Raw genomic sequence first — 26,620 nt, 5'->3', positions numbered from 1 at the left:
GCGTCGCCCGGGTTGGCGACCGCGCATCGGGACAGGATCATGCGGGGCGTCGCAGTTCAGCATGGAGACACGGCCAAAGGATTTGCAGCCATGGGGCTTGAAGCATTTTTGCCGGTAGCCTTCGTCATCGGCTATCTCCTCGGCTCGATTCCGTTCGGACTGGTGCTGACCAAACTCGCCGGCACGCAGGATATCCGCTCGATCGGCTCCGGCAGCATCGGCGCCACCAATGTGCTGCGCACGGGGCGCAAGAGCCTTGCCGCGGGCACCCTGCTGTTCGATGCGCTCAAGGGCACCGTGGCCGTGGTGATCGCCGGCTACATCGCCGGACCCAATGCGGCGATGGTGGCGGGGCTCGGCGCTTTTCTCGGGCACCTCTTCCCGGTCTGGCTCAAGTTCAAGGGCGGAAAAGGCGTCGCCGTCTATATCGGCATCCTGCTCGGACTGTTCTGGCCGGCCGCGGTGGTGTTCTGCCTGCTCTGGCTGGCGACCGCCTTCACCACCCGCTACTCCTCGCTCTCGGCGCTGGTGGCGTCCTTCATCACGCCGATGTTCCTGTGGTGGTTCGGCCATCTCGCTTTGTCTGCGCTGTTCGCGGTGCTGACGCTGCTGCTGTTCTACGCGCATCGCGAGAACATCAAGCGGCTGCAATCGGGCAAGGAAAGCCGGATCGGCGAGAAGGCCTAGAGCCTGATCCAAAAAAAGTACGGATACTGCCGCAGCCCTTCCGCATTATATGCCAAATCCTGTTCGCAACTTCCGCACCACTCGCGGCAGGCTGTAGCGGACGGGTTCCATGCCTGTCATCCTGACGTGGAAGATGGCGTTACGCGGTTGCTCAGAATGAGCGAGAAGATGGTCGGCGCGCAGATTGACGGTGGCTCGCAAGGTGCAGCACGCACCGCGGCAAGCCAGCTGCTCTTTGCAACGGACATCTGGTCCGGTGCCCCCTCGCCGCCTCCCGCTCCCGAGCCTGCCTCCGTTGCACCGCCGGCGCCGCCGCCTGTTCCGATCGCGCAACCGCCGCGTCCTGTCGAAGTGATCACCGTCGCTGCACCTGTTGCGCCGGCACCGGCTCCGTCAAGACAATGGCCGCCGCGAAAACTTTCGCTGGCCCTCCAGGGCGGCGGCACCTTCGCGGCCTTCACCTGGGGCGTGCTGGAGCGGCTGCTGGAAGAGCCAGATATCGAAATCGACACGATCAGCGGCGCCAGCGCCGGCGCGATCAATGCACTCCTGCTCGCCTCCGGACTCGCCGAGGGCGGCCGTGAAGCCGCCCGCAACCGGCTGAACCGGTTCTGGGTCCGCCTGATGCACGAGGCCTCGTTCCGCTCATTGATGCTGGTCGGCGGATTTTCACCGGCGGGAAGCTCGGTCGCGTTCGGGCCGACGCTGCGCTCTGGCCAATTCGATCCGTTCGATCTCGATCCGCTCAGGCAGGCGCTGTCGCGCGACATCAATTTCGCGGCGCTGCGCGCGGCGAAATCGCCAAGACTCCTGATCGCGGCAACGCGGATCCGCGACGGGCAGCAACAGATCTTCCGCAATGAGGCCATCACCGCCGACGTCGCGCTGGCCTCGACCTGTCCGCCGCTGGTGCATTGCGCCGTCGAGATCGACGGCGAGGCCTATTGGGACGGCGGCTTCGGCGGCAATCCGCCGCTGGTGAAGCTGGTGCAGGAAACGGCGGCGACGGACGTGCTGCTGGTCCAGGTCACGCCGTCGCGCGACAGCTATGTGCCGATCACGCTCGCCGCCATCGACCGCCGGCTCGACCAGATCGCGGCCAACACCGCGCTCAATGCCGAGGTCGCGGCGATCGCATGGGCTCAGGCGCAGACGGCGCCTTCGCTGCGCCTCTCCAGGATCGCGGCGGAAGACTCCGTCGAAGGGCTGGCGCAGCGCTCGTCGACCGATCTCGGTCGCGGCTTCATCCGCCTCCTGCACCGGAGCGGCCGCGAAGCTGCCGAGCGCTGGCTCAATCAGGGCGCAACCGCCGGCGCAGCTCCACCTGCATCCGGCCAAAGCATCACCGCCGGCGAACCCGCGCTAGCCTGACTTCGCCAGCGCGTTCTCCAGGAACCACGCCGTCGCCAGCGCATGCGCGTCATTGCCGAAGCGCGCGATCACCTGCACGCCGATCGGCAAGCCATTGGCCTTCAGCACCGGCACGTTGACGCACGGATTGCCCATCAGCGTCCACAGCCGGTTGTAGCGGGGGTCGCCGGTGGTCGCGAGTTCCTTCGGCGGCGCGGTGCCCGGCGCCGAATAGGTCAAGAGCACGTCGACGCCCTCGAACAGCTCGCCGAGTTCGCGGCGACCGCGGCGGCCGACCCGACGCGCCTCGTCATATTCCTTCGGCGTCAGGCCAACGGTCGCATCGAGGCTGGCGCGCAGCATCGGCGCGATCTCGTCGTGATGCTCGGAAAACTCCCAGGCGAGCGCGCGATGCGCCTCGAAATTCTGGATGACCGGATGGATGCGCCAGGCTTCCTGCACCGCCTCGGGCAGATCAATCGTCTGCACGCTGGCGCCGGCCTTCTCCGCCGCCTTGATCGCAGCCTGCAAGCCCTCTTCGGCGGATGCCTCGACCGCACCGGCGAACTCCTGCCTGACCACGCCGATGCGCGGCGCCTTCGCCGGAACGATGCCGGAGAATTCGCTGCGGCCGGTCATCGCCAAAAGTCCGCGCGCGAGATCCTCGGCGCGCGCGCCGAACAGGCCGACCGTGTCGAGCGCCCACGAATAGCACTTCACGCCGACCGTTGGCAGCATCCGGAACGACGGCTTGATCGCGGCCGTGCCGCAATAGGCCGCGGGCCGGATCACCGAGCCGCCGGTCTGGGTGCCCAGCGCCAGCGGGATCATGCCGGCGCCGACGGCTGCGGCCGAGCCGGCGGACGAGCCGCCCGGCGAATGGCCGGTATTGTGCGGATTGAGCGTCGGGGTCGGATCACTCGAGGCGAACGCTGTGGTCGTGGTCTTGCCGATGATGGTGGCGCCTGCCCGCTTCAGCATCATCACGACCGGCGCGTCCGAGCGCGGCTGCCAGCCGCGATAGATCTCCGAGCCCATCTCGGTCGGCATATTCGCGGTGTCGATGATGTCCTTGATCCCGACCGCGATGCCCCGCAGCGGGCCGGAGGCTTGCGCCGTCGCGGATTTGTCATGCCGGACGAAGGCGCGGACGTCCTTCTCCTTGGCCTCGATCGCCGCGTGCGACTGGGCGATGGCGGCGTCGGGCGAAAGCTCGCCCGCTTCAATGCGGCGCTGGAGGTCGGCAAGTGAGATCATGGGTATTCCTAAGTAAAGGTGCCTCGGTCGCTGAACGGCAGAGGCAAGCCGTGCTCATCCAGGACGGCCTTGTAGTGATTGAGGTACGACCAAAGCCGGTTTCTGAGCTCGTTGGCATTCTCGTACGCTTCCGACGACCGGTCGAGGGCCGAACAGGCATCGTCTGCCATGCAACAGAGCAAGTGGAGGGTATCGCCCTGGATCAGCACGCCGGGAAAATGCCGTCCCGGGTGACGCATCACCGCCGCGTTCGTGGTGTCGGCGAAAATCTCGACCGGTGCGATACGCATTCCAATGCCTCAGGCAACAATCCGCTTGGTCACTATCCATTTATTGGGGTGTCGCAGCCGGGTCCACCCCCTTCCATACGCCCTCAGGTTGTTCCATGCTGCGCCCACAAGGAGACGCCGTGGACGCCATCAACCCAAGCGTAGAGCTGACCGAGGCTGAGCGGATCGACCGCCTGCGGCTGATCCGCTCCGACAATGTGGGCCCGCGCACCTTCCGTTCGCTGGTCGATCATTTCGGCACGGCGCGCGCGGCGCTGGAGCGGCTGCCGGATCTCGCGCGCCGTGGCGGCGCGGCGCGCTCCGGGCGCATCTGCAGCGCGGATGAAGCGAAGGCCGAACTCGCCGCGAGCCGCAAGTTCGGCATCGCCTGGCTCGCGCCCGGCGAGGACGGCTATCCGGCGCGCCTCGCGATGATCGACGATTCGCCACCGCTTCTCGCGGTGCGTGGGGACGCCAAAACCCTGATGCGGCCGATGATCGCGATCGTCGGCTCGCGCAATGCTTCCGGCGCCGGCTTGAAGTTCGCCGGCCAGCTCGCTCGCGAGCTTGGCGAAGCCGGCTTCGTCATCATCTCGGGGCTGGCGCGCGGCGTCGACCAGGCCGCGCATCGCACCAGCATGGAGAGCGGCACGATCGCCGTGCTCGCCGGCGGCCATGACTGCATCTATCCGCCCGAGCATGGCGATTTGCTCGCCGCGATCCTCGACCACCAGGGCGCGGCGATTTCCGAGATGCCGCTCGGCCACGAGCCGCGCGCCCGCGATTTCCCCCGCCGCAACCGGCTGATCTCGGGCGCCGCGCTCGGCGTCGTCGTGGTGGAGGCGGCGCACCGCTCCGGCTCGCTGATCACCGCGCGCATGGCGGCCGAACAGGGGCGCGAGGTGTTCGCAGTCCCCGGCTCGCCGCTCGATCCGCGCGCCGCCGGCACCAACGATCTGATCAAGCAGGGCGCAACGCTCGTCACCGAAGCAGCCGACATCGTCAACGCGGTTCAGCCGATCATGGAGCGGCCGCTGATGCACACCGTCGGCGAGCCCGACAGCGAGCCGTTCGAGAGCGATCCGCAAGGCCATGACCGCGACCAGATCACCGTCCTGCTCGGCCCGGCGCCGATCTCGATCGACGACCTCGTGCGGATGTCCGGCGCCTCGCCTGCGATCGTGCGCACCGTGCTGCTGGAGCTCGAGCTCGCCGGCCGTCTCGAACGTCACGGCGGCGGACTGGTGTCGCTGCTTTAGCCCTCGTTGCGCTGGTCGAACCGGGTGCGTGCGGCCTCGATCTGATCGAGATGCTCCTTCGCCCATTTGCCGAGCGCCTCCACGGGCCGCGACAGCCCCCGGCCGAGATCGGTCAGCTCATAGTCCACGCGCGGCGGGATGGTCGGGAAGATCGTGCGCGTGACGAGGCCGTCGCGCTCGAGGCCACGCAGCGTCAGGGTCAGCATCCGCTGCGAGATACCGTTGATCATGCGCTTCAGCTCATTGAAGCGCCTTGGCCCGTCGCTCAGCATCATGATGACGAACACGCTCCATTTGTCGCCGACGCGGGACAGCACGGAGGCGACCCCGCGGCAGTCCGCGTGGTTCGGATCCGGCCGTTGATCCGGACCTGGATACGGCCTTGGTGAGGCAGGCAAATCGGTGTGTGCCGGTTTCAAATATGTGTCCATGGCTCAAAAAAGTGCGTTCTTGCGGGGATTTCGACAGTCACTCATGTAGTGCGGGTTACAAATCTATACCATGGGTGACCCAAATGAAACTCCTCCATATCGACTCCAGCGTACTCGGCCCCCACTCCGTCAGCCGGCAGGTTTCCGCCGCCATCGTCGACCGCCTCAAGCAGGCCACGCCCTCGCTTCAAGTGGTCTACCGCGACCTGAGCCAGGCCCCGCTCGCCCACCTCTCCGGCTCGCACCTGGCAGCCGCGCAAGGCGTGCCGGCGCCGGCGGAACTCGGCCCCGACCTCGCCGCGAGCGCGGCCGCGCTGGACGAGTTCCTGGCCGCCGACATCGTCGTGATCGGCGCGCCCATGTACAACTTCACCATTCCCAGCCAGCTCAAGGCCTGGATCGACCGCATCGTCGTCGCGGGCAAGACGTTCAGCTACGGGGCGAATGGGCCGCAGGGTCTTGCCGGCGGCAAGCGCGTGATCCTGGCCATCTCACGCGGCGGCTATTACGGCGCCGGCTCGCCCGCCGCGGCGCTCGAGCATCTCGAAACCTATTTGCGCGGCGTGTTCGGCTTCATCGGGATCAATCCCGAATTCATTAGCGCCGATGGCATCCAGGTCGGACCGGAGCACCGCGAAAAGGCGATTGCAGGCGCGCTCCAGGCCGCCACCAATTTGCGCGCCGCGTAAAGCTCGCGCCGACGACACCAGCCGCTGCCGGACTCCGGCGGCGGCTGACCTCGCTAAAACCAGGCGCCCTGCATGCCGAGGATGACGGCCACGAGCGAAATGAACAGGCCGATGCCGGCGAAAAGAGCCACTCCGATGAACTCTGAGGTGTCGGAGCGTTTGGCGGGAATGGCGGAACGTTCGGTGTAAATACGCGGTGCTGAAATCGACGAAAAAATGCGAGCTGCCTTCGGCATCACGGGCTCCCATAAAATCGGGTCTTGTGACCCCCTGCCCGTAAAAATGTCTTTGCAGCGCAAGCGAAGGTTCAACACCTCACGCAAAGGTTTAGAAATTAGATCGCACAACGCGAGGGAACCGGTCGACGCAACCGACGTCGTGGCGCCGACCGATTCAATTTTCACTTCACTTGATCAACCGCGATAGATCGGCGCGCCGCTTGGCGATGCCACCGCGCCGCCGTCGACGAAGATCTCCTGGCCCTGCACGTGCGCGGCATCATCGGAGGCGAGGAACAGCACGGTCTTCGAGATGTGATCGGGTTCACCAAGTCGTCCGAGCGGCGTCATCAGCCCGATGCGCTTCTCGAACGCCTTCTCGGCCTCCGGCGTTGCGACCGCAGCGCCCCAGATCGGCGTGCGGATCGCACCCGGCGCGACGACATTGACGCGGATGCCGCGCGGCGACAGTTCTGAAGCCATGATCCGCGCCATCGCGCGCACGCCGGCCTTCGCCGCGCCGTAAGCCGAGTAGCCGGGAATGCCGAGCACCGAGATCACCGAGCCGTTGAGGATGATCGAGGCATTGTCGTTGAGATAGGGCAGCGCGGATTGAACCGTGAAGAACACGCCGGTCAGGTTGGTGCTGATGACCTTCTCGAACACATCCAGCGTCGCCGAGCCCAGCGGCGTGCCGCCGGAGATGCCGGCATTGGCGAACACGATGTCGAACTTGCCGAATTTTTCCGCGCCCTGCTTGATCGCAGCTTCCGTCGCCGCGATGTCCGTCGCATCGGCAGGCACGGCCAGTGCGTTCGGACCGAGCTCCTTGGCGGCCGCTGCCAGCGTCCCCTTGTTGCGCCCGGTGATCACCACCTTGGCGCCCTCGGCCACGAACAGCTTTGCCGTCGCAAGCCCGATGCCGCTGTTGCCGCCGGTGATCAGGGCCGTCTTGTTCTTCAGTCTCACGCTCGCCTCCAGTGGTTGCATAATGAAACTACTTTGCCATCTAGGGCATTTGGTTTTATGATGCAACCACACAAGCGCGTGATCGGCGCTCTCGCCGTGCGAACGCGATAGGACGAAAGACGATGGTGAAACGAACGAGATTCGAGGGCGATTCCTGCCCGATCGCGCGCTCGCTGGATGCGCTCGGCGACTGGTGGTCGCTGCTGATCATCCGCGAGGCGCTGTTCGGCCTGCGCCGCTTCGGCGAGTTTCAGAGCAAGCTCGGCATGGCCAAGAACATCTTGTCAGTGCGGCTGCGCGCACTGGTCGACCACGGCATCCTGGCCCCCGCCCCCGCCTCCGACGGCAGCGCCTATCAGGAATATGTGCTGACGCCGAAGGGCCGCGGCGCCTTCCCGATCCTGGTCGCGCTCCGGCAATGGAGCGAGGAATTCGACGACCATCCCGAGGAGATCGCGACGATCCTGGTCGATCGCGCAAAAGGCCGCCCGGTGAAGAAGCTCGAAATGCGCGCGGAGGATGGGCGGCTGCTCAGCCCGGCCGAGACCACCCTGAAGCCGAGACCCGCGCGACGACGGCGGTCGGCGTAACGGCGCGCGACCGCCCCCACCCAGTCATTGCGAGCGCAGCGAAGCAATCCAGGCTGCCTCCGCGGTAAGGCTCTGGATTGCTTCGCTGCGCTCGCAATGACGGCGTGGAGAGACTTGTACAAAGCATCAACGACGTCGAAGATGGCTGAAGACCTCCAAAGCGGCACCGCCATGCCCCTGCTCGCCATCGTCTATTTTTCCATCTCCGGCACCACCGAGAAACTGGCGCATGCGGTGGCGCGCGGAGCGGATGGCATAGCGGACGTCGCGTCTTGCCGCATCACAGGCAACGACATCATGTCAGGCCGCTTCCAGAATGAGCGCTTCTTGGAAACGATCGACCACGCCGACGCGGTCGCATTCGGTAGCCCGACCTACATGGGCGGACCGGCCGCGCAATTCAAAGCCTTCGCAGACGCTTCAAGCGACCGATGGAGCCAGCAGCGATGGGCCAACAAGATCGCAGCCGGCTTCACCACGGGAGCCTGTGCAAGCGGCGATCAGCTCCACACCCTGAGCTACTTTACGATCCTGGCTGCTCAGCACGGCATGCTCTGGTGCGGCCTCGACATTCCCGGTGGCGAGGATCCGGGCGGCCGTAATCGTTTGGGCAGCCAGCTTGGCCTTGCGACACATCTGGTCGGCGGTTCGTTGCCGCAGAGCGACGTCGGCACGGCCGAATATCTCGGCCAGCGGTTGGCGAGAATGGCGAGCCGCAACAGCTGACACGCCGTCATTGCGAGGCTCCACGCGCGGCACATGTGAAGCGCTCAGGTCAGCTCATGCTGCCCGGTAGAAAACACCGGACTTTCGGATGACCGTCGAGGTAATGCTTCCATACCATTGTCCATCCGGCGCGATTGGGCTGCTTGACCACGGCGCCATCAGGTACATTCACCCACTCATTGTCGATACGAACGCGATAATTTACGCCATCGGTGTCCCAATCCGGATCGGAGACGATGTATCCGTCGGCATTGGTGCAGCACTGCCCGAATTCGCTGTGCAAACTCTCGAACCACGACTTGAGCGGCGAGTTGGCGTAACGACCGTCGTCGCGGCCGAGCGCCGGCGCCGCCAAAACGATCACAGCGAACAGCGGCACGATGCGAGTCACCATGAACATCCTTGTCTCCGCGGTTCCTCCGGCACGGCCACGCGCGTGCAGGCACCCGCCCGCACCAGGTTCGGCCCGTCGGAATGTGTCAGTCGAATTTACGAATTGGCGTCGAGAGCGTCGGTCATCTCGTCGACATAGGCCTGGCTCTGTGTCGGGCCCTCGGTGAGGGCCAGCTCGAAGCCGTGCTTTCTGCCCTCCGCGAAGCCCTGCGCAATCATCCGTACGACAATATCGGTCTCGTCACTCGTGAGCCGCCTGAGGGGGCCCCACGACCTCAGGATATGGCGGGCGCGCGCCAGATCCGTCGCGACGAACGGAAGCGGTTTGATCGACATCTCCGCAAACCTCAGTTTCGCGAAGGCAAATCTACCACAGATGGAATTGCTCCAGGCATGCATTTTATGCGCCGAAGCGGGAGGTTCGCTCGGTCGACCGCATGTCGTTGCGCGTGGAAGCAAGCGACCCGACGGCGCTCGTCTCATACCTTAAGACGACGGGTCGAATGGGTTAGCGCCTCTCACGACAGCTTGCGCCTCGTCCGCAGCCGCAAATGCTCGTCCGCCTCCAGCTGCGTCATCCCCAGCAGATAATGCAGCACGTCCAGCTTGTGGCGCTCGGCGAGCTTGCGCAAGGCAGCCACCTGCTCGGCGATAAAGGCCACCGCCTCATCTGCCCCGCCTTCCCCCGGTTCCTCGTTACGCGAGCCTCCCGGCACGCCCGATACGACGCGCGCCCGTTTCTTTCCCGGCCTTGTCACCCGTCCCCACCCCGAATCCATGCCCCACAGAGACACTACGCCGACATGGATCGCAACTCCAAGGTGGTAATTTGCAACTTTCTCGATATGAAACTTTTCCCATTCCGAGGGCTTTCAACACCCCCCGATTTGACAGCGGAGGCCTCACCACCCATGTTCGAGGCGAAACGGCCGACCCGAGTCCTTTCGTTTCCGGCCCGAGATTTTCCCGTAAGCCACTGGAACTAAATGAATATCGTCATTGTGGAGTCGCCGGCGAAAGCCAAGACGATCAACAAATATCTGGGCTCGTCCTACGAGGTTCTGGCCTCGTTCGGGCATGTCCGCGATCTCCCGGCGAAGAATGGTTCCGTCGATCCCGACGCCAATTTCAAGATGATCTGGGAGGTCGACCCCAAGGCGGCCGGCCGGCTCAACGATATCGCCAAATCCCTGAAGGGCGCGGACCGCCTGATTCTGGCGACCGACCCTGATCGCGAGGGCGAGGCCATCTCCTGGCACGTGCTGGAGGTGATGAAGGAGAAGCGCGCGCTCAAGGACCAGAAGATCGAGCGCGTGGTGTTCAACGCCATCACCAAGCAGGCCGTTACGGACGCGATGAAGCATCCGCGCGAGATCGACGGTGCGCTGGTCGACGCCTATATGGCGCGCCGTGCGCTGGACTATCTCGTCGGCTTCACCCTCTCTCCCGTGCTGTGGCGCAAGCTGCCGGGCGCCCGCTCGGCCGGCCGCGTGCAGTCGGTGGCGCTGCGTCTCGTCTGCGACCGCGAGCTCGAGATCGAGAAGTTCGTGCCGCGCGAATACTGGTCGCTGATCGCGACCCTGCTCACCCCGCGCGGCGATGCCTTCGAGGCCCGCCTCGTCGGCGCCGACGGCAAGAAGATCCAGCGCCTCGACATCGGCACCGGCGCGGAAGCCGAGGACTTCAAGAAGGCGCTGGAAGCAGCCGCCTACGCCGTCACCGCGGTCGATGCAAAGCCCGCCCGGCGCAATCCGCAGGCCCCCTTCACCACCTCGACGCTGCAGCAGGAAGCCAGCCGCAAATACGGTTTTGCGCCGGCGCACACGATGCGCATCGCCCAGCGCCTCTATGAAGGCATCGACATCGGCGGCGAGACCACCGGACTCATTACTTATATGCGTACCGACGGCGTGCAGATCGCCCCCGAGGCGATCACCCAGGCCCGCAAGGTGATTGGCGAGGATTACGGCAACGCCTATGTGCCGGATGCGCCGCGCCAGTACCAGGCCAAGGCCAAGAACGCCCAGGAAGCGCACGAAGCGATCCGCCCGACCGACCTCTCCCGCCGCCCCGACAGCATGAGCCGCAAGCTCGATGCCGACCAGGCCCGGCTTTATGAGCTGATCTGGAAGCGCACCATCGCGAGCCAGATGGAATCGGCCGAGCTGGAACGCACCACCGTGGACATCACGGCAAAGGCTGGCGGGCGCACGCTGGAGCTGCGCGCCACCGGCCAGGTCGTCAAGTTCGACGGCTTCCTCGCTCTTTATCAGGAAGGCCGCGACGACGAGGAGGACGAGGATTCCCGCCGCCTGCCCGCGATGAGCCAGGGCGAGCCGATCAAGCGGGAATCGCTGTCGGTCACCCAGCATTTCACCGAGCCGCCGCCGCGCTTCTCGGAAGCATCGCTCGTCAAGCGGATGGAAGAGCTCGGCATCGGCCGGCCCTCGACCTATGCCTCGATCCTCCAGGTCCTGAAGGACCGCGGCTACGTCAAGCTGGAGAAGAAGCGCCTGCACGGCGAGGACAAGGGCCGCGTCGTGATCGCGTTCCTGGAAAGCTTCTTCAGCCGCTACGTTGAATACGATTTCACGGCCGGCCTCGAAGAGCAGCTCGACCGCATCTCCAACAACGAGATCTCCTGGCAGCAGGTGCTGAAGGATTTTTGGCGCGACTTCATCGGCGCCGTCGACGACATCAAGGACCTGCGCGTCGCGCAGGTGCTCGACGTGCTCGACGAGATGCTGGGGCCGCACATCTATCCGCCGCGCGCCGATGGCGGCGACGTCCGCCAGTGCCCGAATTGCGGCACCGGCCGGCTGAACCTCAAGGCCGGCAAGTTCGGCGCCTTCGTCGGCTGCTCGAACTATCCGGAATGCCGCTACACCCGCCAGCTCGCAGCCGATGGCGAGGCGACGGCCGACCGTTCGCTCGGCCAGGATCCTGATACGGGCCGCGATGTCTGGGTCAAGGCCGGCCGGTTCGGCCCCTACATCCAGCTCGGCGAGCAGAAGGATTATGAGGAAGGCGAGAAGCCGAAGCGCGCAGGCATCCCCAAGGGCACCTCGCCCAGCGATGTCGATCTCGAGCTTGCGCTGAAGCTGCTGTCGCTGCCGCGCGAAATCGGCAAGCATCCGGAGACCGGCCAGCCGATCACGGCGGGCCTCGGCCGCTTCGGGCCGTTCGTGAAGCACGAGAAGACCTATGCCAGCTTAGAGGCCGGCGACGAGGTCTTCGACATCGGCCTCAACCGCGCGGTGACATTGATCGCCGAGAAGGTCGCCAAGGGCCCGAGCCGTCGCTTCGGCGCCGATCCCGGCAAGGCCATCGGCGATCATCCGACGCTCGGCACCGTCACCGTGAAGAGCGGCCGCTACGGCGCCTATGTCACCGCGGGCGGCGTCAACGCCACGATCCCCGCCGAGTTCGAGAAGGACGCCATCACGCTGCCGCAGGCGATCGCGCTGATCGACGAGCGCGCGGCCAAGGGCGGCGGCAAGGCCAAGGCGAAGAAGGCGGCTAAGCCCGCCAAGGCCAAGAAAACTGCAGACAAGGCTGCGGACGGCGAGGACGCCGCGCCGAAGCCGAAGAAACCGGCCGCGAAGAAAGCCGCGGCCAAAACCAAATCCGAATCCACCAGCAAGGCGCGCGCCGCCGTGTCGTCGACAGCAAAGACGTCGCCGACCAAGGCCGCCGCCACCAAGGCTCCGGCCAAGAAGAGTGCCGGCAAGAATTAGAGGTTAAGTGAAACCAAAGAAAGACCGTGGCTTTCCCGACAGGCAAGCCATCGTCGCCTTCATCAAGGCAAATCCAGGAAAGGTCGGAACTCGCGAAATTGCGCGCGAGTTCGGCCTGAAGAACGCCGATCGCGTCGAGCTCAAGCGCATGCTGCGCGAGCTCGCCGACGACGGGACCATCAAGAAGAAGCGCCATAAGGTCTCCGAACCGGACACGCTGCCGCCGACGCTGGTCGCCGACATCACCGGCCGCGACCGCGACGGCGAATTGATCGCCACTCCCACCGAATGGGACGAGGTCGAGAGCGGCGAGCCGCCAAAGATCCTCATCGAGATGCCGCGCCGGCCTAAGCCCGGCACCGCCGCCGGCGTTCGCGACCGCGTGCTGCTGCGCGTCGAGCGCTCCGAGGAGACCGAAGGACCGGCCTATCGCGGTCGCATCATCAAGGTCTTCGACAAGACCAAGACCCGCATCCTCGGCGTGTTCCGCAGCCTTCCCGAAGGCGGCGGACGGCTCGTCCCCGTCGACAAGAAGTCCGCCGATCGCGAGTTGAACATCGCCCCGGCCGATGCGCACGGCGCGCAGGACGGCGATCTCGTCAGCGTCGATATCGTCCGCACACGCAGCTTTGGGCTCGCTTCGGGACGGGTCAAGGAGAAGCTTGGCTCGGTCAAGTCGGAGAAGGCGATCAGCCTGATCGCGATCTACGCCCACGACATCCCGCTGCCATTCTCCTCCGCCGCCGAGCGCGAGGCGGAAGCCGCTGAGCCTGCGAACCTGAGAGGACGCGAGGACTGGCGCGACGTCCCGCTTCTCACCATCGATCCGCCCGATGCCAAGGATCACGACGACGCGGTGCATGCGCGCCCCGACGACGATCCCAACAACAAGGGCGGCTTCATCGTCAACGTCGCCATCGCCGATGTCAGCTTCTACGTCCGGCCGGGCACCGCGCTCGACCGTGACGCGCTCAACCGCGGCAACTCGGTCTATTTCCCCGACCGCGTCGTGCCGATGCTGCCCGAGCGCATCTCCAACAATCTCTGCTCGCTGGTGCCGGGCGAGCCGCGCGGCGCGCTTGCGGTGCGCATGGTGCTCGGCCCCGACGGCCGCAAGCGCTCGCACAGTTTTCACCGCATCCTGATGCGCTCGGCCGCGAAGCTCAGCTACGCGCAGGCGCAGGCTGCGATCGACGGACGGCCTGACGACACCACCGGCCCCCTGCTCGATCCGATCCTGAGGCCGCTCTACGCCGCCTATGCCTGCGCCAAGCGCGCGCGCGACGAGCGCGATCCGCTCAATCTCGATCTGCCCGAGCGCAAGATCCTCTTGAAGAGCGACGGCACAGTCGACCGCGTCGTCGTGCCTGAGCGTCTCGACGCGCACAAGCTGATCGAGGAGTTCATGATCCTCGCCAACGTCGCGGCAGCGGAGATGCTGGAGAAGAAATCGCTGCCGCTGATCTACCGCGTCCATGACGAGCCGACGCTCGAAAAAGTCCACGCGCTCGCGGAATTCCTGGAGACGCTCGACGTTCCCTTCGCCAAATCGGGCGCGCTGCGTCCCACCACGTTCAACCGCGTGCTGGCCCAGCTCGAGGGCCATGACTACTACCCGCTGGTCAGCGAGGTCGTGCTGCGCGCCCAGGCGCAGGCTGAGTACTCATCCGAGAACTACGGCCATTTCGGCCTGAACCTGCGCCGCTACGCCCACTTCACCTCGCCGATCCGCCGCTATGCCGACCTCGTCGTGCACCGCGCGCTGGTTCGCGCGCTTGGCCTGGGCGAAGGCGCCCTGCCCGACAGCGAGACGCCGGAGAGCCTCGGCGAGGTTGCCGCGCATATTTCGCTGACCGAAAGGCGCGCGATGAAGGCGGAGCGCGAGACCGTCGACCGCCTGATCGCCCATCATCTCGCCGACCGCATCGGCGCCAGCTTCCAGGGCCGCGTCTCCGGCGTCACCCGCGCCGGCCTGTTCGTCAAGCTCGCCGAGACCGGCGCCGACGGATTGATCCCGATCCGATCCCTTGGCACGGAATATTTCAACTATGACGAGAGCCGCCATGCCCTGGTCGGTACGCGCAGCGGCACTATGTATCAGCTCGGTGACGTCGTTGACGTCCGCCTGATCGAAGCAGCCCCCATCGCGGGTGCGCTGCGCTTCGAGCTGCTATCCTCGGAGAGCGAGAGCGGCCCGCGCGAGCGCAGGCCGTTCCGCGCGCAGCGCAAATCGTCCAGGCCCCATCCCGGACGCAGCCCGGAGAGAAAACGCAAGCCGGAGAAGCAAAAGTCCGGCAAGGGGAAGAAGGGCAAGAACAAGGGAAAAGCTAAGGGCAAGAAGGGCAAGGCGTGGTGACGATGAGCACGGCCCCAAAAATCTGGACGCGCGAGACCGGCCTCGTCGAGAAGCGCGACGTCTGGACGGCAATGAAACGCGGCTTTCGCGGCCGCTGCCCGCGCTGCGGCGAGGGAAAACTGTTCCGCGCCTTCCTGAAAACCGCCGACAATTGCGCGGTTTGCGACCTCGATTTCACGCCGCACCGCGCCGACGATCTGCCGGCCTATCTCGTGATCGTCATCGTCGGCCACATCGTGGTGCCCACCATCCTCTGGATTGAGACCAATTACACCACGCCGGTCTGGATCGGCTTCGCGGCTTATCTGCCCTTCACGTTCTTTGCCTCGCTCGGACTGCTGCAGCCCGTCAAGGGCGCCGTAGTCGGCTTGCAATGGGCTCTGCGCATGCACGGCTTTGACGAGAACCCTCCGGATGGTATTCCGCCGGTCTAAGCAATAAGCAAGAAACGGTTTGGGTGAGGACATGACGGATATTTCGCAGGCAGAAGAGAAGGCCAAGATCCACGAGGGCAAGGAAGCCGACCATCATCCTTACTTTCGCCCGAAGGATGCCGCGACGCTGATCCTGGTCGATCGCAGCGGCTCCATTCCAAAGGTCCTGGTCGGCAAGCGCCACGACAAGGTGGTGTTCATGCCCGGAAAATTCGTCTTCCCCGGCGGCCGTGTCGACAAAGACGATTACCGCGTGCCGGTTGCAGCGCCCATGACCGCGGAGCTGGAAGCCAATCTCGCCAAAGGCAGCCCGAAGACGCCGGCCTCGCGCGCAAAATCGCTGGCGATCGCCGCGATCCGCGAGGCCTGCGAGGAGACCGGCCTCTGCCTCGGCCGCAAGGCGGAGGGCAAGGCCAGGCTCGAAGGCGCGTGGAAGCCGTTTGCGGATGCCGGCCTTTTGCCCGATCCCTCCAGCCTGTTCCTGATCGCGCGCGCGATCACCCCGCCTGGCCGCGTCAAGCGGTTCGACACGCGCTTCTTCACCGCGGATGCCTCCGCGATCACCCATCGCGTCGAGGGCGTGATCCATGCCGACGCGGAGCTGGTCGAGCTGGTCTGGGTCGAGCTCGGCTCGCAGCCCCTCGCCGATCTGCATCCGATGACGCGCAACGTGCTCAACGAGCTCGACACCCGCCTTGCCACCGGGCCGCTCCGCCACGATGCACCGGTGCCGTTCTTCCATTTCTACGGCGGCAAGATGCAGAAGGACATTTTGAGCTAGTCGTCTTCGTCCGCATCCGGCTCGGTGCCGACATAGTCGCGCGCCGACAGCTTGAGGACGCGGCCGATCTCGCTCGCCAGCCTGTCCGCGTCATCACGCTTCGTGAAGCTCATCAGGTTGATTGGTTCGGTACCCTTGCTGCCGCATAGATTGACGTCGTAGGCCGTCAGCTCCGGATCATAGTCCTCGGTGATGCTAATGAAGTGGTAGTCGGCGAGATTGCGGTGCTTGCGAAAATTCAGCGGGCCGAACTGCCTGGTGATGACGATCTGGCGCAGCGTCTCGTTGAGCACGACGAAAGTGCGAAAGGTGAGCAGGATCAGGCCGGGAATGCCGACGAGCAGTCCGAGCCCCGTGAACACCAGCACCGGCACGAGGTCGTCGGCGAGCCGGCCGAAGCCGGAAAAATCCTGGCGCAGTCCGAGCGCGACATTCCACAGGAGATAACCGCTCGCTGCCAGCAGCGGCAGCGACAGCAGCCGGCCAACCCAGGGCATGGGGCGGTCGATGCGAACCATGCCGCCATCTACTGTCATTGCGCCGGCCATGTCGGGTCTCCTCACGAGGTCATGGCTTGGTCGGGGCTAGGGGGCGGATTGGTTCGAAGAGGCGCCTCCGACGCCTTGCGACCGGCCTCCTGCGTCACGGGGCGCCGGTGCCGTTCTTCCATTTCCATGGCGGCAAGATGCGACGAGATGTGCTAGGTGAACGAAAGGGCGCTTGAACGACTGGAGGATCGGATGACGCGGTTCGTAAGGCCTCTGCTCGCTTCCGTGGCGTTGTGCGGCCTGCTCTCGCCACCTGCCCATGCGGAGCTCGACGTCGCCAGATTGAAGCAGACGATCGAGACCTCCTTCGAGAGCGAATATCCGAAGCTCGACGCGCTCTACAAGGACATCCACGCCCATCCCGAGCTTGCCTACCAGGAAGAGAAGACGGCGGCGAAACTCGCCGCCGAGATGCGTGCGATTGGCTTTGAGGTCACCGAGCGCGTCGGCAAGACCGGCCTTGTTGCCATCTTTGGGAACGGCGACGGTCCCACCATCATGGTTCGCACCGAGCTCGATGCGCTGCCGATGGAGGAGAAGACCGGCCTGCCCTATGCGAGCCGCGACAAGCAGATCTGGCAGGGCCGCGAGACATTTGTCGCCCATAGCTGCGGCCATGACATCCACATGGCGAGCTGGGTCGGCACGGCGAAGACCCTGGTCGGCCTCAAGGACCGGTGGCACGGTACGTTGATGTTCATCGCGCAGCCCGCGGAGGAAGAGGTCACGGGCGCAAGGGCGATGATCGACGATGGCCTGTTCACCCGCTTTCCGAAGCCCGACGCGGGTTTTGCCCTGCACGACGGCAGTGGCGCCTACGGCTACGTGAACTATAGAGTCGGGGTCGGATCGTCGAATGTCGACGGTCTCTTCATCAAATTCCTTGGCCGCGGCGGCCATGGCGCGATACCGCAGGCGACCATCGATCCCGTGATGATGGCATCCCGCTTCGTCGTCGACGTGCAGAGCGTGATCAGCCGCGAGAAGGACCCGACCGAATTCGGCCTTGTCACCATCGGCGCGATCCACGCCGGCACCGCCGGCAACATCATTCCCGACGAAGCCAGAGTGATCGGCACGATCCGCAGCTTCAAGCCGCAGGTGCGCGCCAGGATGCTGGCCGGGATCGAGCGGACGGCGAAGGCGGTGGCGGCGATGGCGGATGCGCCGGCGCCCGAAATCCATCTCGACGAGGGAACCAAGGCGGTGGTGAACGATGCCGCCGTCGTCGGCCAGGCCGAGCGGGTGCTGAAAGTGGCCTTCGGCGACAAGTTCAACGTCAGCCCTGCAAACACGACCAGCGAGGACTATTCGGAATATGTCAACGCCGGCGTGCCTTCGATGTTCTTCAACATCGGCGTCTATGAGCCCGAACGCGTCGCTGCCGCGCGTAACGGCAGCGGCCCGCCGCTTCCCGGCAACCACTCGCCGCAATTCGCCCCGGTGCCGAAACCGACCATCCGGACCGGCGTCACCGCGATGACGCTCGCCGTGCTGAGCGCCTTCGATCAAAGGGCACGGGGGCAGTAGACCCCTCGCGTCAGTGTCTGCCGCGCGATGGATTCCGGCTCGCCACTACGCGGCGCCCCGGAATGACGCGAACGTGCTGAGAGTTGATCGAAAAACAAAAAAATCTTCTCGGCCATCCCAATGGCGGAGTTCCTCAGCGTCCCTATGTCTTTGCGAACGACACCCAGAACGGATACGGGGCGATGGCACAACGGCAACTCAAGCTTGGCGCGTTCATGCGCCCGATCAGCATCCACACCGGCGCCTGGCGCTATCCCGGGGCCTGGCCCGACGCCAATTTCAACTTCGGCCACATCAAGCAGCTGATCCAAAAGCTCGAGGCCGGCAAGTTCGACGCCTTCTTCATGGCCGATCATCTGGCCGTGTTGAACATGCCGATCAATGCGCTCAAGCGCAGCCACACCGTGACCTCGTTCGAGCCGTTCACGTTGCTGTCGGCGCTCTCGGCCGTCACCGAGCGCATCGGCTTGATCGCGACCGGCTCGACCACATTTGACGAGCCCTATCATGTCGCGCGCCGCTTCGCCTCGCTCGACCATCTCAGCGGCGGCCGTGCGGGGTGGAATATCGTCACCACCTCGAACCCGGACGCGGCGCTGAATTTCGGCCTCGACGACCACATGGAGCACGCCGAGCGCTACAAGCGCGCCCGCGAGTTCTACGACGTCGTCACGGGCCTGTGGGATTCCTTCGCGGACGATGCCTTCGTGCGCGATGTCGAGAGTGGGCTGTTCTTCGATCCCGCGAAGATGCACACGCTCGACCACAACGGCCAATATCTGAAGGTGCGCGGTCCCCTCAACATCGCCCGCCCCGTGCAGGGCTGGCCGGTGATCGTGCAGGCCGGCGCGTCCGAGGACGGCCGGCAGCTCGCGGCCGAGACGGCGGAAGCGGTGTTCACCGGCGGCGGCAGCCTCGCCGACGGCCAAAAACTCTATGCCGACATCAAGGGCCGCATGGAGAAGGTCGGCCGCGACCCTGAACATCTCAAGATCCTGCCCGGCGCCTTCGTCGTGGTTGGCGACAGCGTCGATGAAGCCAAGGAGAAGCGCGCCCTGCTCGACAGCCGCGTGCATTACGACAGCGCCATCGCCTCGCTCTCCGTCATCCTCGGCACCGACGCCTCCGGCTTCGATCCCGATGGTCCCCTCCCCGAGATCCCCGAGACCAATGCCAGCAAGAGCGGCCGCCAGCGCATGGTCGATCTCGCCGCCCGCGACAAGCTCACCGTGCGCCAGCTCGCCCAGCGCGTCGGCGGCTATGGCGGCCTGTCCTTCGTCGGCACCGCCAAGACCATCGCCGATCAGATGGAGGAATGGCTGGTCGGGCGCGGCTCGGATGGCTTCAACATCATGTTCCCGTTCCTGCCCGCCGGCCTCGACGATTTCGTCGACAAGGTCGTCCCGGAGCTGCAGAAGCGCGGGATTTTCCGCAAAGAGTATGAAGGGGCCACTTTGAGGGAGAATCTGGGCCTGCCGCGGCCGAAAAACCGCTTCTTCGAGGCATAATGGGGCCGTTTCGGGTAGATTTCCGGCCCTAAAACCTTGACATCAGGCGGTTTCTGGCTAGGTTGCCGGCCAACGCGGGCCGTTTGGCCGGCTCCAGATTCCCCAATTTTCTGAGGTTCAGAACATGGCCAAAGCGGTCACCATCAAGGTCAAGCTCGTGTCCTCGGCCGACACCGGCTTCTACTACGTCGCCAAGAAGAATTCGCGCACCATGACCGACAAGCTGGTCAAGAAGAAGTACGACCCGGTCGCGCGCAAGCACGTCGAATTCCGCGAAGCCAAGATCAAGTAAGATCGCGGAACGCTGAAGGACTTTTGACGGGGCCTCACGGCCCCGTTTTTATTTTGGCCTCCCTCTCCATCACAGGACGCGCACCTACACTTCAAATCAGCAAGTCATGAGCCGCATGTCCCGTGGCAGGATGCGAACCGCTATTGCCGTGGTTGGTCGCGTGGTCGTCCAGTGTACTGGACATTATTTGGACGATGATCTCGAGGTGCTTGTCCTGACCGGGCGGTACGTGCGTATCGGGCGGACTGTCGAGCACCGGAGGCACAACGACCGCGACGGGAGTGGAAGGCGTCGCCTCGCCATCGAAGCGGAACACCAGGTCTTGATCCGCGCCGCCGGTCTCGGGCGCAGCTTGAGCCGGCTGTGCGGCTTCTGATGCGATCGCGGCAGGTTGCACCACCTGCTGCGAATTTCCGTGTCCGGCGTTATCGCCGCTTGCGACGCTTGGTTCGACGATCTCGGTTGCGTCCGGTGCGTTTACAGAGGCTGACTGTGAATCGTGTCCCGAGTTGCCGTGGTCCGCGTCGGCCACCTCGGCCGTCGTCTTGTCATTACCGACACCGTTGCCCGGTGTGGAGTCAGCGTCAGCCAGCTCCGTAGCAGCCGTCTTTGCAGACCCTGGCTCCGACGCGTGATCCGAGTTGCCGTGGCTCTCGCTATCGGCCGCTGCGACGCTCGGTTCGACAGTCCCGGCTGCATCCGGCGCGTTCGCAGAGGTTGAGGGTAAATCGTGCCCGGAGTTGCCGTGGTCCACGTCGGCCGCTTCGGCCGTCTGCACTGCCGCTGGCGCGCTCGCGGCGTCCGAAGCCGGAGCGTGTTGCGCGTTGTCATTGCCGCCACCGTTGCCCGATGTGGAGTCAGCTTCCGTCAGCTCCGCGGCTGCTTCCTTTGCAGGCCCCGGCTCCGCAGCGCAATCCGAGTTGCCGTGGCTCGCGCTGTCGGCCATTGCGACCGCCGCTTCGGCGATTTCGGCTGCTTTCGGTCCGTTTGCGGAGTCTGGATCGTGCGCAGAGTTGCCGTGGTCCTCGTCGGCCGCCTCGGCCGTCTTCTTGTCATGGCCGACGGCGTTGCCCGGGTTGGCATCAGCTTCAGCCGGCTCCGCGGCTGCTTCCTTTACAGGCGCCGGCTCCGCAGCGCGATCCGAGTTGCCGTGGCTCGCACTATCGGCCGTTGCGACGGCCGCTTCGGCAACGTCGGCTGCTTTCGGTCCGCTTGCAGGGGTTGGCTGTGAATCGTGCCCGGAGTTGCCGTGGTCCTCGTCGGCCGCCTCGGCCATCTTCTTGTCATTGCCGACGCCGTTGCCAGGTTTGGAGTCTGCTTCAGTCGAAGCCGTGGCAGCCGCGTTTGCAGAGCTTGCATGCTCGGATTTGCCGGGCTCCGCGCCGCTTGATTCTGCATTTTCTGCCTTCTTCGCCGCCCCCTGCGAACCGTCATGGGCATTGTCACTGCCGGCGCCGTTGCCCGGTTTGGAGTCAGCTTCATTCGACTCCGTGGCGGCTGCATCTGCAGAGTTTGCGTACTCGGATTTGCCGGGCTCCGCGCCGCTTGATTCTGCATTTTCTGCCTTCTTCGCCGCCCCCTGCGAACCGTCATGGGCATTGTCACTGCCGGCGCCGTTGCCCGGTTTGGAGTCAGCTTCATTCGACTCCGTGGCGGCTGCATCTGCAGAGTTTGCGTACTCGGATTTGCCGGGCTCCGCGCCGCTTGATTCTGCATTTTCTGCCTTCTTCGCCGCCCCCTGCGAACCGTCATGGGCATTGTCACTGCCGGCGCCGTTGCCCGGTTTGGAGTCAGCTTCATTCGACTCCGTGGCGGCTGCATCTGCAGAGTTTGCGTGCTCGGATTTGCCGGGCTCCGCGCCGCTTGATTCTGCCTTTTCTGCCTTCTTCGCCGCCCCTTGCGAACCATCGTTCGCATTGTCATTGCCGACGCCGTTGCCAGGTTTGGAGTCTGCTTCATTCGACTCCGCGGCTGCCTCTTTTGCTGACTCGTGCTCCGAAGCGTGCTCAGAGTTACCGTGGCTTGCGCTGTCGGCCGCCGCGACGCTCGGTCCAACGATCTCGTTCAGCCCGGTCGACGAAATGCCGGTGCCTGCATTGATCGGCTCACCCTTCAATGTGAGATTTTCAGCTGCCGTCACCGTCACGCTGTGAACAAGCCCGGTTGATGATGCGTGAGCCGACACCGCAGACGCGCCATCGCTCTCTTCCGTTGCATCCGTCGGATCGCTGTTGAAGCTTCTGAACCTCGTCGACGCCCCTAAGCCGGTCCGGGTCTGCCCGAACTGGAACCTCGAGCCGTCGTCGGCCAGAATGTTCCAAATTCCAGCCGTCTCGACCGTGCCCTCGCCCGCCCCGCCAATGGCATGGACATTGTCCGTACTCAGAACAGCCTCATCGGTTGCGAGCGCCGATTTCAACGCTTCTTCGAGCTGCTCCAGGGTGATCGCGACAGCCGCGCTTTCCGGCTGGCCGATGACATCCGACTCCGCAATGGACACAATCCCCTGCAGATGGATTTCCAGCAGGCCGTGATCGCCGATATCGAGACTACGATCGGTCGCATTCACATAGACGATCGTTTCATTGCTTGCGGCGTTGTAGATCCAGGCGAGGGTATGTGGCGGGATGGACTTGCTTGCTGCCGTCATATGCAGCCAGGCAAGCGCCCCGAAAGCCGCAAGATTGATCCTGCCCGACCCGGATGCGAGATCGGAGACCAAGTCGGACGAGGTAGACTTGGAATCGATCTGGGAGCGATGAGCAACGTTTTCATCGACGTTGCCGCCCATCGGTTGATCGCTTCTATCTCCGCCAATGCCGGCATCGTAACCCGAGTCCACCAGGCCAGGAGTTTTTTGGAGATTGTCGCCCGCGGCGTCACCCACAGCGCCTTGGGCCATTTGGCTCCGGGCGCCTTCTCCAGCGACGCTTTCGTCTCCGGTGCTCACGAACGCGGAAGGCAGGTGGGCATCGTGCGAAGGGAAAGCCGGGGCTGAGTTGCCTGCATGATGCGCGCCAGCATCGGTGATCCCAGCCACTTTTGTGGTCGCATTCTCTCCGGTGACGACCGCAAAGCTGTCGATCGACGCTTTACCCGCCTCATGCGCCTGTGCGGCGAGATGGGGATCGTGCAGTGCGTAGATCAACGCCCCGGCGAGAGTGGCGAAGGTGCCATACCCTCCCTGAAGCGACATCGGATTGGACGCAAGCCGCGGGACGAGATGGTCCGGGGCCGGGTCACCTCCAATCTGGGTGTCGCTGGTTCCTCGCGGCAACAGCGCAGGAAGATTGGGCGTGCTCGATCCAACAGGACCGTAGTCTTTCCACAGTTTCGAGCCGACAGATTGCTCGGCCGCGCGCAGCGCTTCGATTGCCGCTGCCGGGTTCGTGACCTGGCCCAGCTTGGCAAAAAGGTCTCTCTGGGTGAGCGGGGGCGTCTCGCTGGATTCCCAGGCGATGCGGTGCCGGAGAATGGCCTTCTTCCAAGGCTCATACTCGGCGTGCTCTCCCGCATGGCCGATGCTGTCGTCATCCGGAAGCATGTCGTTCGCTTCCGCCGCCTTGAGTTCGTCCGCAATGGCGAGCGCCAGAAAGGCCAGCGCGAGCGTGCCGAAGCCGGAGGTACGCTGCAGCAATGAGATGGTCGCGAGCACCGTTCTGTTGGTGATCTCGAGCTTCTGGAAAATATTGTACAGGTGGACTTTGACTGTCCCCTGGGAAACGTCGAGCTGGCGCGCGATCTCCTTGTTCGACTTTCCTTCCGACACCAGCCGAGCAATTTGACGCTCCCGCTGCGTCAATTGCGCCAGCATCTTTTCAATTTTGCCGGCGTCAGCTTCCTTGCCGGTTGGCCAGGGATAGGACTGCTCCGGCGCCACGAAGCGCTTCGTCATCAGCCGCAGTGATTGCAGCATGGTGTCGGGCGAGGCGAACTTCGAAATGACGCTGCAGGCGCCGGCAGCGATGGCTGCGGTCAAATCGTGGTCGGTGTCGGACTCGGCAAAGAACACCAGGCGCGTAGGAAGTTTCTCAGCTTTAGCAATCGCGAGGAGCTCGGATACCGTCAGATCCGGCAGAGTGTCGGCAAGAAGCGCGACGTCGGGTTTCAAATTCCTGATAGCTTCGAGGCAGCTCGCTCCGTCGCTGGATGATGCGACGACGTCGAAGTCCTGCTGTGCCCCGAAGACCGACTTCAGCCCCTGCAGAACGATCGGTTGTCGATCGACGATCACAAGCCGGATGCACGCGGACCCCTGCTTCGCAATGACGTCTAACATGAAATATGCCTCGGCCCGGTTCTATGTCCTTCGGCATATGGCCGGGGCCGGGTACGGGGTATTAAAATACAATTAATCGTTTGGAGAAAGAGGCTTAGCGGGGTTAGCCCGATCTAAAATTGCAGTTTTGACGGTATGGTTATGACGGTATGCAGGTGAGGAATTATGTCCTTTGACCCGATGGGCGTTGCGGTTGACTGGCTCGATGCCTACCGCGCAGGCGATATCGAAGCGATCTTGGATATGTATGCCGATGATGCCGTGGTTCACTGCGGCTGCGGCTGTGTCAAAACCATTACCGGCCGCGAGGCACTTCGTGCCTATTGGGTCGATCGCCTCCGAAAATATCCGGCAGGCACATTGGACGATCTCAATCCCTGGCACGACGACGGGACCATTCTCTCGTACGTCACCAGTGCTGGCATCATGAGCGCGCTTTTTGCGTTTGACGATGCCGGGAGGATCAAGGAGCTGGACTGCAGCCCTCCCCACCACTAGCGCATGATCCGGACCCGCAGGGCTGCGATAGCGCAAAGTGTGAAGCGGTTTTCCGGAAAGATCATGCGTAAACAACAACCTGAAGCGCGGTGACGATTCATCCAAATCTCATCGCGCTTTAGACCCGCGGCGCGGCGCCAGATTCAACGTTAGAGAAGCTTGCCAGGCTGGCAATATCTGCCGTCAGGCGTCGATTTTCGCGAGAGCGCCACGGTCGACCAGTTCGAGCCGCCGCTGACTATTTCCATCAAAGCGCAGCAGTCCCTCGTCTCGAAGGATCGAAAGAGCCCGGGACACGGTTTCCAGGGTCAGTCCGAGATAATCGGCGATATCGCGGCGATTCATCGGCAAAATCATCACGTCCGGATGCTGCAGCCGTTCATCCATTTCGAGTAGGAATGCCGTCACCCGCTCGAGCGATGTCTTGCGGCCGAGGAGAAGCATATGGCTCTCGGCGTGTTGAAGATTTTGGGTGACGAATTTGATGAGGTCCTTGGCACCCGCGCCTCCATTTCGCACCGCTTCCAGAATGCTAGTGCGCCGCATGAGGTGGACATGGGTTTCGACGATCGCTTCAGCCGTAAAACGGTGAGTTGTCTCGTTTTCGAATCCGAACATGTCGCCGACCAGGTGGAACGCGTTGATCTGACGGCGGCCGTCCGGGAGAAGCTTGTAGGTGCGCACGGCGCCGGAGACGATCTGGTAGACGTATTCGGGCTCTTCGCGCTCGCCAAAAATCTCGGAGCCCCTGCGATACCTGAATTCGCTGAGCATTCGCTCACTGGCCAGAGCAGCTAGCTGCCCGTCAATCGGCATACGGGGTGCGGTGTTGATCCTCACCAGCATCGTTCGCCCTCCCTGAAGGTTGAGCACATGCTAGGCAGATACGGAGAGGCGGGATTGATCCGTCGCAAACTCGGGAAAAACTAGCAATCGCCCGGCGCGTTGTCCAAGGCTTTCCGGAGAAGCCGGGCAAAAGGAAGCCGCCAGCCCTTGGGGAAGCCGACGGCTTTGGGTTGGGCGCGTAGTGGGGCTACGCAACAGCTTCCCTAGGTCAGCGGAAAGGCGGACCATTGATCGAGATCAAACAGGCATCAGGGTGCGGCGAATCGCCCCTACGCCGTCCGCAGCGCGGGCGTCGGCGCCTGCGACCGCCGGATCAGCGCGAACGCGACCTGCACGATGCCGCCGGCAAGGCCGAGCGCCACGCCGATGCGCCAGGCCATGGCGGCTCCCTTGCCCCATAAGGCCCTGCGTCTGCTGCCCCGACTACGTCGTCCGCAATCCTCAAAATTGTCGCGTCCACTATGCGCGCGGAAGGCGACGTCGATGCCGGCTCCCTCGATATCACAATGGGCCAGGAGCTGACTAAGCATCCGAACGCGACCGACGATGCGCCAGCCAATAGTCAATCTGCCAGCCCTCGTAGCCAAGCAATTCGCAAGAACGTCGTTCGTGGTCTTCGGTCCACGCTTCGAGTTCTTTTAGAAGCATCAGCATTGCATCTATCCGCCACGCGTGGCCGGGTAACGCGTAGAGCAGCCTTCGATATGGCAGGTCATCGATGACTTCAAATACTTCGCATCCTATCAACCGGCCTGCAGCAACATGTCTGTCGAACATCCGCCAGTATCGAATATTGACGTCGAACTCGCAGCGAACAGAATTCAGGAAGTAGGCGAGAGGTTTCGTGCCCCTCAGCATGAGGCCGAGTTCTCTACCGTTGTGCCCCAAATAGGGCAGTTGAGGAGATTGCTCTGAACCCATGCTGAGCATGTTGATCGCCAAACGTTAATTTCTGCGTGGCTCATTGGCGAGA

Annotated in this window: 26 protein-coding genes; 14 read left to right on the top strand and 12 right to left on the bottom strand. The window is 64.1% G+C overall.

Going from position 1 to position 26,620, the window contains the following annotated elements; all coding sequences use genetic code 11:
- Positions 1-90 precede the first annotated feature (90 nt).
- Positions 91-687 (top strand): glycerol-3-phosphate 1-O-acyltransferase PlsY, encoded by a 597-nt coding sequence (gene plsY, locus JQ635_RS19665; RefSeq protein ID WP_211411466.1) that lies wholly within the window; start codon positions 91-93, stop codon positions 685-687.
- A 156-nt stretch (positions 688-843) separates the two neighbouring features.
- Complete coding sequence (locus tag JQ635_RS19660; RefSeq protein WP_211411465.1) at positions 844-2,058, top strand: patatin-like phospholipase family protein; 1,215 nt, start codon at positions 844-846, stop codon at positions 2,056-2,058.
- Here JQ635_RS19660 and JQ635_RS19655 read toward each other — a convergent pair.
- Complete coding sequence (locus JQ635_RS19655) at positions 2,050-3,294, bottom strand: amidase (protein WP_211411464.1); 1,245 nt, start codon at positions 3,292-3,294, stop codon at positions 2,050-2,052. The genes JQ635_RS19660 and JQ635_RS19655 overlap by 9 nt on opposite strands.
- An 8-nt stretch (positions 3,295-3,302) precedes the next feature.
- Positions 3,303-3,584 (bottom strand): DUF6959 family protein, encoded by a 282-nt coding sequence (locus tag JQ635_RS19650; protein ID WP_211411463.1) that lies wholly within the window; start codon positions 3,582-3,584, stop codon positions 3,303-3,305.
- Positions 3,585-3,679: 95 nt separating this feature from the next.
- Between JQ635_RS19650 and dprA the strand changes: the two genes are divergently transcribed.
- Positions 3,680-4,822, top strand: a complete 1,143-nt coding sequence (gene dprA, locus JQ635_RS19645; protein ID WP_211411462.1) for a DNA-processing protein DprA — start codon at positions 3,680-3,682, stop codon at positions 4,820-4,822.
- On the opposite strand, the gene JQ635_RS19640 is transcribed toward dprA, so the two are convergent.
- The gene (locus JQ635_RS19640) at positions 4,819-5,253 is read right to left on the bottom strand and encodes a winged helix-turn-helix transcriptional regulator (protein ID WP_211411461.1); all 435 of its coding nucleotides are present in this window, start codon (positions 5,251-5,253) and stop codon (positions 4,819-4,821) included. The two genes, dprA and JQ635_RS19640, sit on opposite strands and share 4 nt — an antisense overlap.
- Positions 5,254-5,336: 83 nt before the next feature.
- Here JQ635_RS19640 and JQ635_RS19635 point away from each other — a divergent pair, with 83 nt between their 5' ends.
- Positions 5,337-5,942 carry an FMN-dependent NADH-azoreductase gene (locus tag JQ635_RS19635; RefSeq protein ID WP_211411460.1) on the top strand — a complete coding sequence of 202 codons (606 nt, stop codon included), beginning with the start codon at positions 5,337-5,339 and terminating at the stop codon, positions 5,940-5,942.
- Positions 5,943-5,995: 53 nt separating this feature from the next.
- Here JQ635_RS19635 and JQ635_RS19630 read toward each other — a convergent pair whose 3' ends face one another.
- Positions 5,996-6,178 (bottom strand): hypothetical protein, encoded by a 183-nt coding sequence (locus JQ635_RS19630; RefSeq protein WP_211411459.1) that lies wholly within the window; start codon positions 6,176-6,178, stop codon positions 5,996-5,998.
- 177 nt (positions 6,179-6,355) lie between these two features.
- On the bottom strand, positions 6,356-7,129 hold the full coding sequence (locus tag JQ635_RS19625; protein WP_211411458.1) for an SDR family oxidoreductase: 774 nt from the start codon (positions 7,127-7,129) through the stop codon (positions 6,356-6,358).
- Between the two features lie 122 nt (positions 7,130-7,251).
- Here JQ635_RS19625 and JQ635_RS19620 point away from each other — a divergent pair, with 122 nt between their 5' ends.
- Both JQ635_RS19620 and JQ635_RS19615 read left to right on the top strand, forming a co-directional pair.
- A complete protein-coding gene (locus JQ635_RS19620; protein ID WP_211411457.1) occupies positions 7,252-7,719 on the top strand; it encodes a winged helix-turn-helix transcriptional regulator in 468 nt (155 codons plus the stop codon).
- Positions 7,720-7,860: 141 nt separating this feature from the next.
- Positions 7,861-8,445: a flavodoxin family protein gene (locus JQ635_RS19615; RefSeq protein WP_246583649.1), complete on the top strand. Its 585-nt coding sequence runs from the start codon at positions 7,861-7,863 to the stop codon at positions 8,443-8,445.
- Positions 8,446-8,494: 49 nt separating this feature from the next.
- On the opposite strand, the gene JQ635_RS19610 is transcribed toward JQ635_RS19615, so the two are convergent.
- The 3 genes from JQ635_RS19610 to JQ635_RS38995 form a co-directional block, all read right to left on the bottom strand.
- Positions 8,495-8,839: a hypothetical protein gene (locus JQ635_RS19610; RefSeq protein ID WP_433996570.1), complete on the bottom strand. Its 345-nt coding sequence runs from the start codon at positions 8,837-8,839 to the stop codon at positions 8,495-8,497.
- 95 nt (positions 8,840-8,934) lie between these two features.
- A complete protein-coding gene (locus JQ635_RS19605; RefSeq protein WP_211411455.1) occupies positions 8,935-9,174 on the bottom strand; it encodes a hypothetical protein in 240 nt (79 codons plus the stop codon).
- A 182-nt stretch (positions 9,175-9,356) separates the two neighbouring features.
- Positions 9,357-9,500 carry a hypothetical protein gene (locus JQ635_RS38995; protein WP_246583669.1) on the bottom strand — a complete coding sequence of 48 codons (144 nt, stop codon included), beginning with the start codon at positions 9,498-9,500 and terminating at the stop codon, positions 9,357-9,359.
- Positions 9,501-9,824: 324 nt separating this feature from the next.
- Here JQ635_RS38995 and topA point away from each other — a divergent pair, with 324 nt between their 5' ends.
- Genes topA through JQ635_RS19580 form a run of 4 tightly spaced genes read left to right on the top strand, consistent with a single transcriptional unit; the run spans position 9,825 to position 16,146 of the window.
- Positions 9,825-12,575 (top strand): type I DNA topoisomerase, encoded by a 2,751-nt coding sequence (gene topA, locus JQ635_RS19595; protein ID WP_211411453.1) that lies wholly within the window; start codon positions 9,825-9,827, stop codon positions 12,573-12,575.
- A gap of 7 nt (positions 12,576-12,582) precedes the next feature.
- Positions 12,583-14,931 (top strand): ribonuclease R, encoded by a 2,349-nt coding sequence (rnr, locus tag JQ635_RS19590; protein ID WP_211411452.1) that lies wholly within the window; start codon positions 12,583-12,585, stop codon positions 14,929-14,931.
- Positions 14,925-15,365 (top strand): DUF983 domain-containing protein, encoded by a 441-nt coding sequence (locus JQ635_RS19585; RefSeq protein WP_211411451.1) that lies wholly within the window; start codon positions 14,925-14,927, stop codon positions 15,363-15,365. Before rnr ends, JQ635_RS19585 begins: the two co-directional genes overlap by 7 nt.
- Before the next feature lie 31 nt (positions 15,366-15,396).
- On the top strand, positions 15,397-16,146 hold the full coding sequence (locus JQ635_RS19580; RefSeq protein WP_211411450.1) for an NUDIX hydrolase: 750 nt from the start codon (positions 15,397-15,399) through the stop codon (positions 16,144-16,146).
- On the opposite strand, the gene JQ635_RS19575 is transcribed toward JQ635_RS19580, so the two are convergent.
- Complete coding sequence (locus JQ635_RS19575) at positions 16,143-16,694, bottom strand: hypothetical protein (RefSeq protein WP_211411449.1); 552 nt, start codon at positions 16,692-16,694, stop codon at positions 16,143-16,145. The genes JQ635_RS19580 and JQ635_RS19575 overlap by 4 nt on opposite strands.
- A 192-nt stretch (positions 16,695-16,886) precedes the next feature.
- Here JQ635_RS19575 and JQ635_RS19570 point away from each other — a divergent pair, with 192 nt between their 5' ends.
- From JQ635_RS19570 to rpmG, 3 genes are all read left to right on the top strand, one after another.
- The gene (locus tag JQ635_RS19570; RefSeq protein ID WP_211411448.1) at positions 16,887-18,224 is read left to right on the top strand and encodes an amidohydrolase; all 1,338 of its coding nucleotides are present in this window, start codon (positions 16,887-16,889) and stop codon (positions 18,222-18,224) included.
- A 182-nt stretch (positions 18,225-18,406) separates the two neighbouring features.
- The gene (locus tag JQ635_RS19565) at positions 18,407-19,732 is read left to right on the top strand and encodes an LLM class flavin-dependent oxidoreductase (protein WP_211411447.1); all 1,326 of its coding nucleotides are present in this window, start codon (positions 18,407-18,409) and stop codon (positions 19,730-19,732) included.
- A gap of 124 nt (positions 19,733-19,856) precedes the next feature.
- Entirely contained in the window at positions 19,857-20,024 is a 168-nt protein-coding gene (gene rpmG, locus JQ635_RS19560; RefSeq protein ID WP_007603295.1) for a 50S ribosomal protein L33, read from the top strand.
- 91 nt (positions 20,025-20,115) lie between these two features.
- Here rpmG and JQ635_RS19555 read toward each other — a convergent pair whose 3' ends face one another.
- Positions 20,116-24,303: a LuxR C-terminal-related transcriptional regulator gene (locus JQ635_RS19555; protein WP_211411446.1), complete on the bottom strand. Its 4,188-nt coding sequence runs from the start codon at positions 24,301-24,303 to the stop codon at positions 20,116-20,118.
- 165 nt (positions 24,304-24,468) lie between these two features.
- On the opposite strand from JQ635_RS19555, the gene JQ635_RS19550 reads away from it, so the two are divergent.
- Complete coding sequence (locus JQ635_RS19550) at positions 24,469-24,801, top strand: nuclear transport factor 2 family protein (protein WP_211411445.1); 333 nt, start codon at positions 24,469-24,471, stop codon at positions 24,799-24,801.
- 183 nt (positions 24,802-24,984) lie between these two features.
- Here JQ635_RS19550 and JQ635_RS19545 read toward each other — a convergent pair whose 3' ends face one another.
- Positions 24,985-25,617, bottom strand: a complete 633-nt coding sequence (locus tag JQ635_RS19545; RefSeq protein ID WP_246583658.1) for a helix-turn-helix domain-containing protein — start codon at positions 25,615-25,617, stop codon at positions 24,985-24,987.
- Positions 25,618-26,169: 552 nt separating this feature from the next.
- Positions 26,170-26,589 (bottom strand): hypothetical protein, encoded by a 420-nt coding sequence (locus tag JQ635_RS19540; RefSeq protein WP_246583647.1) that lies wholly within the window; start codon positions 26,587-26,589, stop codon positions 26,170-26,172.
- Positions 26,590-26,620 lie beyond the last annotated feature (31 nt).

The organism is Bradyrhizobium iriomotense, assembly GCF_018130765.1.
In the GTDB taxonomy this organism is placed as follows: Bacteria; Pseudomonadota; Alphaproteobacteria; order Rhizobiales; family Xanthobacteraceae; genus Bradyrhizobium; species Bradyrhizobium iriomotense_A.
Note: the sequence above shows the minus strand (reverse complement) of the source record. Positions and strands in the feature narration are given on the sequence as shown.

What these genes read in the sequence shown, in the direction of transcription:
- JQ635_RS19550 (WP_211411445.1), top strand. Translation starts at nt 24,469, where the DNA reads ATGTCCTTTGACCCGATGGGCGTTGCGGTTGACTGGCTCGATGCCTAC.
- JQ635_RS19630 (WP_211411459.1), bottom strand. Translation starts at nt 6,178, where the DNA reads ATGCCGAAGGCAGCTCGCATTTTTTCGTCGATTTCAGCACCGCGTATT.
- rpmG (WP_007603295.1), top strand. Translation starts at nt 19,857, where the DNA reads ATGGCCAAAGCGGTCACCATCAAGGTCAAGCTCGTGTCCTCGGCCGAC.
- dprA (WP_211411462.1), top strand. Translation starts at nt 3,680, where the DNA reads ATGCTGCGCCCACAAGGAGACGCCGTGGACGCCATCAACCCAAGCGTA.
- JQ635_RS19650 (WP_211411463.1), bottom strand. Translation starts at nt 3,584, where the DNA reads ATGCGTATCGCACCGGTCGAGATTTTCGCCGACACCACGAACGCGGCG.
- JQ635_RS19635 (WP_211411460.1), top strand. Translation starts at nt 5,337, where the DNA reads ATGAAACTCCTCCATATCGACTCCAGCGTACTCGGCCCCCACTCCGTC.
- JQ635_RS19655 (WP_211411464.1), bottom strand. Translation starts at nt 3,294, where the DNA reads ATGATCTCACTTGCCGACCTCCAGCGCCGCATTGAAGCGGGCGAGCTT.
- JQ635_RS19545 (WP_246583658.1), bottom strand. Translation starts at nt 25,617, where the DNA reads ATGCCGATTGACGGGCAGCTAGCTGCTCTGGCCAGTGAGCGAATGCTC.
- JQ635_RS19580 (WP_211411450.1), top strand. Translation starts at nt 15,397, where the DNA reads ATGACGGATATTTCGCAGGCAGAAGAGAAGGCCAAGATCCACGAGGGC.
- JQ635_RS19640 (WP_211411461.1), bottom strand. Translation starts at nt 5,253, where the DNA reads ATGGACACATATTTGAAACCGGCACACACCGATTTGCCTGCCTCACCA.
- plsY (WP_211411466.1), top strand. Translation starts at nt 91, where the DNA reads ATGGGGCTTGAAGCATTTTTGCCGGTAGCCTTCGTCATCGGCTATCTC.
- JQ635_RS19620 (WP_211411457.1), top strand. Translation starts at nt 7,252, where the DNA reads ATGGTGAAACGAACGAGATTCGAGGGCGATTCCTGCCCGATCGCGCGC.
- topA (WP_211411453.1), top strand. Translation starts at nt 9,825, where the DNA reads ATGAATATCGTCATTGTGGAGTCGCCGGCGAAAGCCAAGACGATCAAC.
- JQ635_RS19565 (WP_211411447.1), top strand. Translation starts at nt 18,407, where the DNA reads ATGGCACAACGGCAACTCAAGCTTGGCGCGTTCATGCGCCCGATCAGC.
- JQ635_RS19575 (WP_211411449.1), bottom strand. Translation starts at nt 16,694, where the DNA reads ATGGCCGGCGCAATGACAGTAGATGGCGGCATGGTTCGCATCGACCGC.
- JQ635_RS19555 (WP_211411446.1), bottom strand. Translation starts at nt 24,303, where the DNA reads ATGTTAGACGTCATTGCGAAGCAGGGGTCCGCGTGCATCCGGCTTGTG.
- JQ635_RS19660 (WP_211411465.1), top strand. Translation starts at nt 844, where the DNA reads ATGAGCGAGAAGATGGTCGGCGCGCAGATTGACGGTGGCTCGCAAGGT.
- JQ635_RS19610 (WP_433996570.1), bottom strand. Translation starts at nt 8,839, where the DNA reads ATGGTGACTCGCATCGTGCCGCTGTTCGCTGTGATCGTTTTGGCGGCG.
- JQ635_RS19605 (WP_211411455.1), bottom strand. Translation starts at nt 9,174, where the DNA reads ATGTCGATCAAACCGCTTCCGTTCGTCGCGACGGATCTGGCGCGCGCC.
- JQ635_RS19615 (WP_246583649.1), top strand. Translation starts at nt 7,861, where the DNA reads ATGGCTGAAGACCTCCAAAGCGGCACCGCCATGCCCCTGCTCGCCATC.
- JQ635_RS19570 (WP_211411448.1), top strand. Translation starts at nt 16,887, where the DNA reads ATGACGCGGTTCGTAAGGCCTCTGCTCGCTTCCGTGGCGTTGTGCGGC.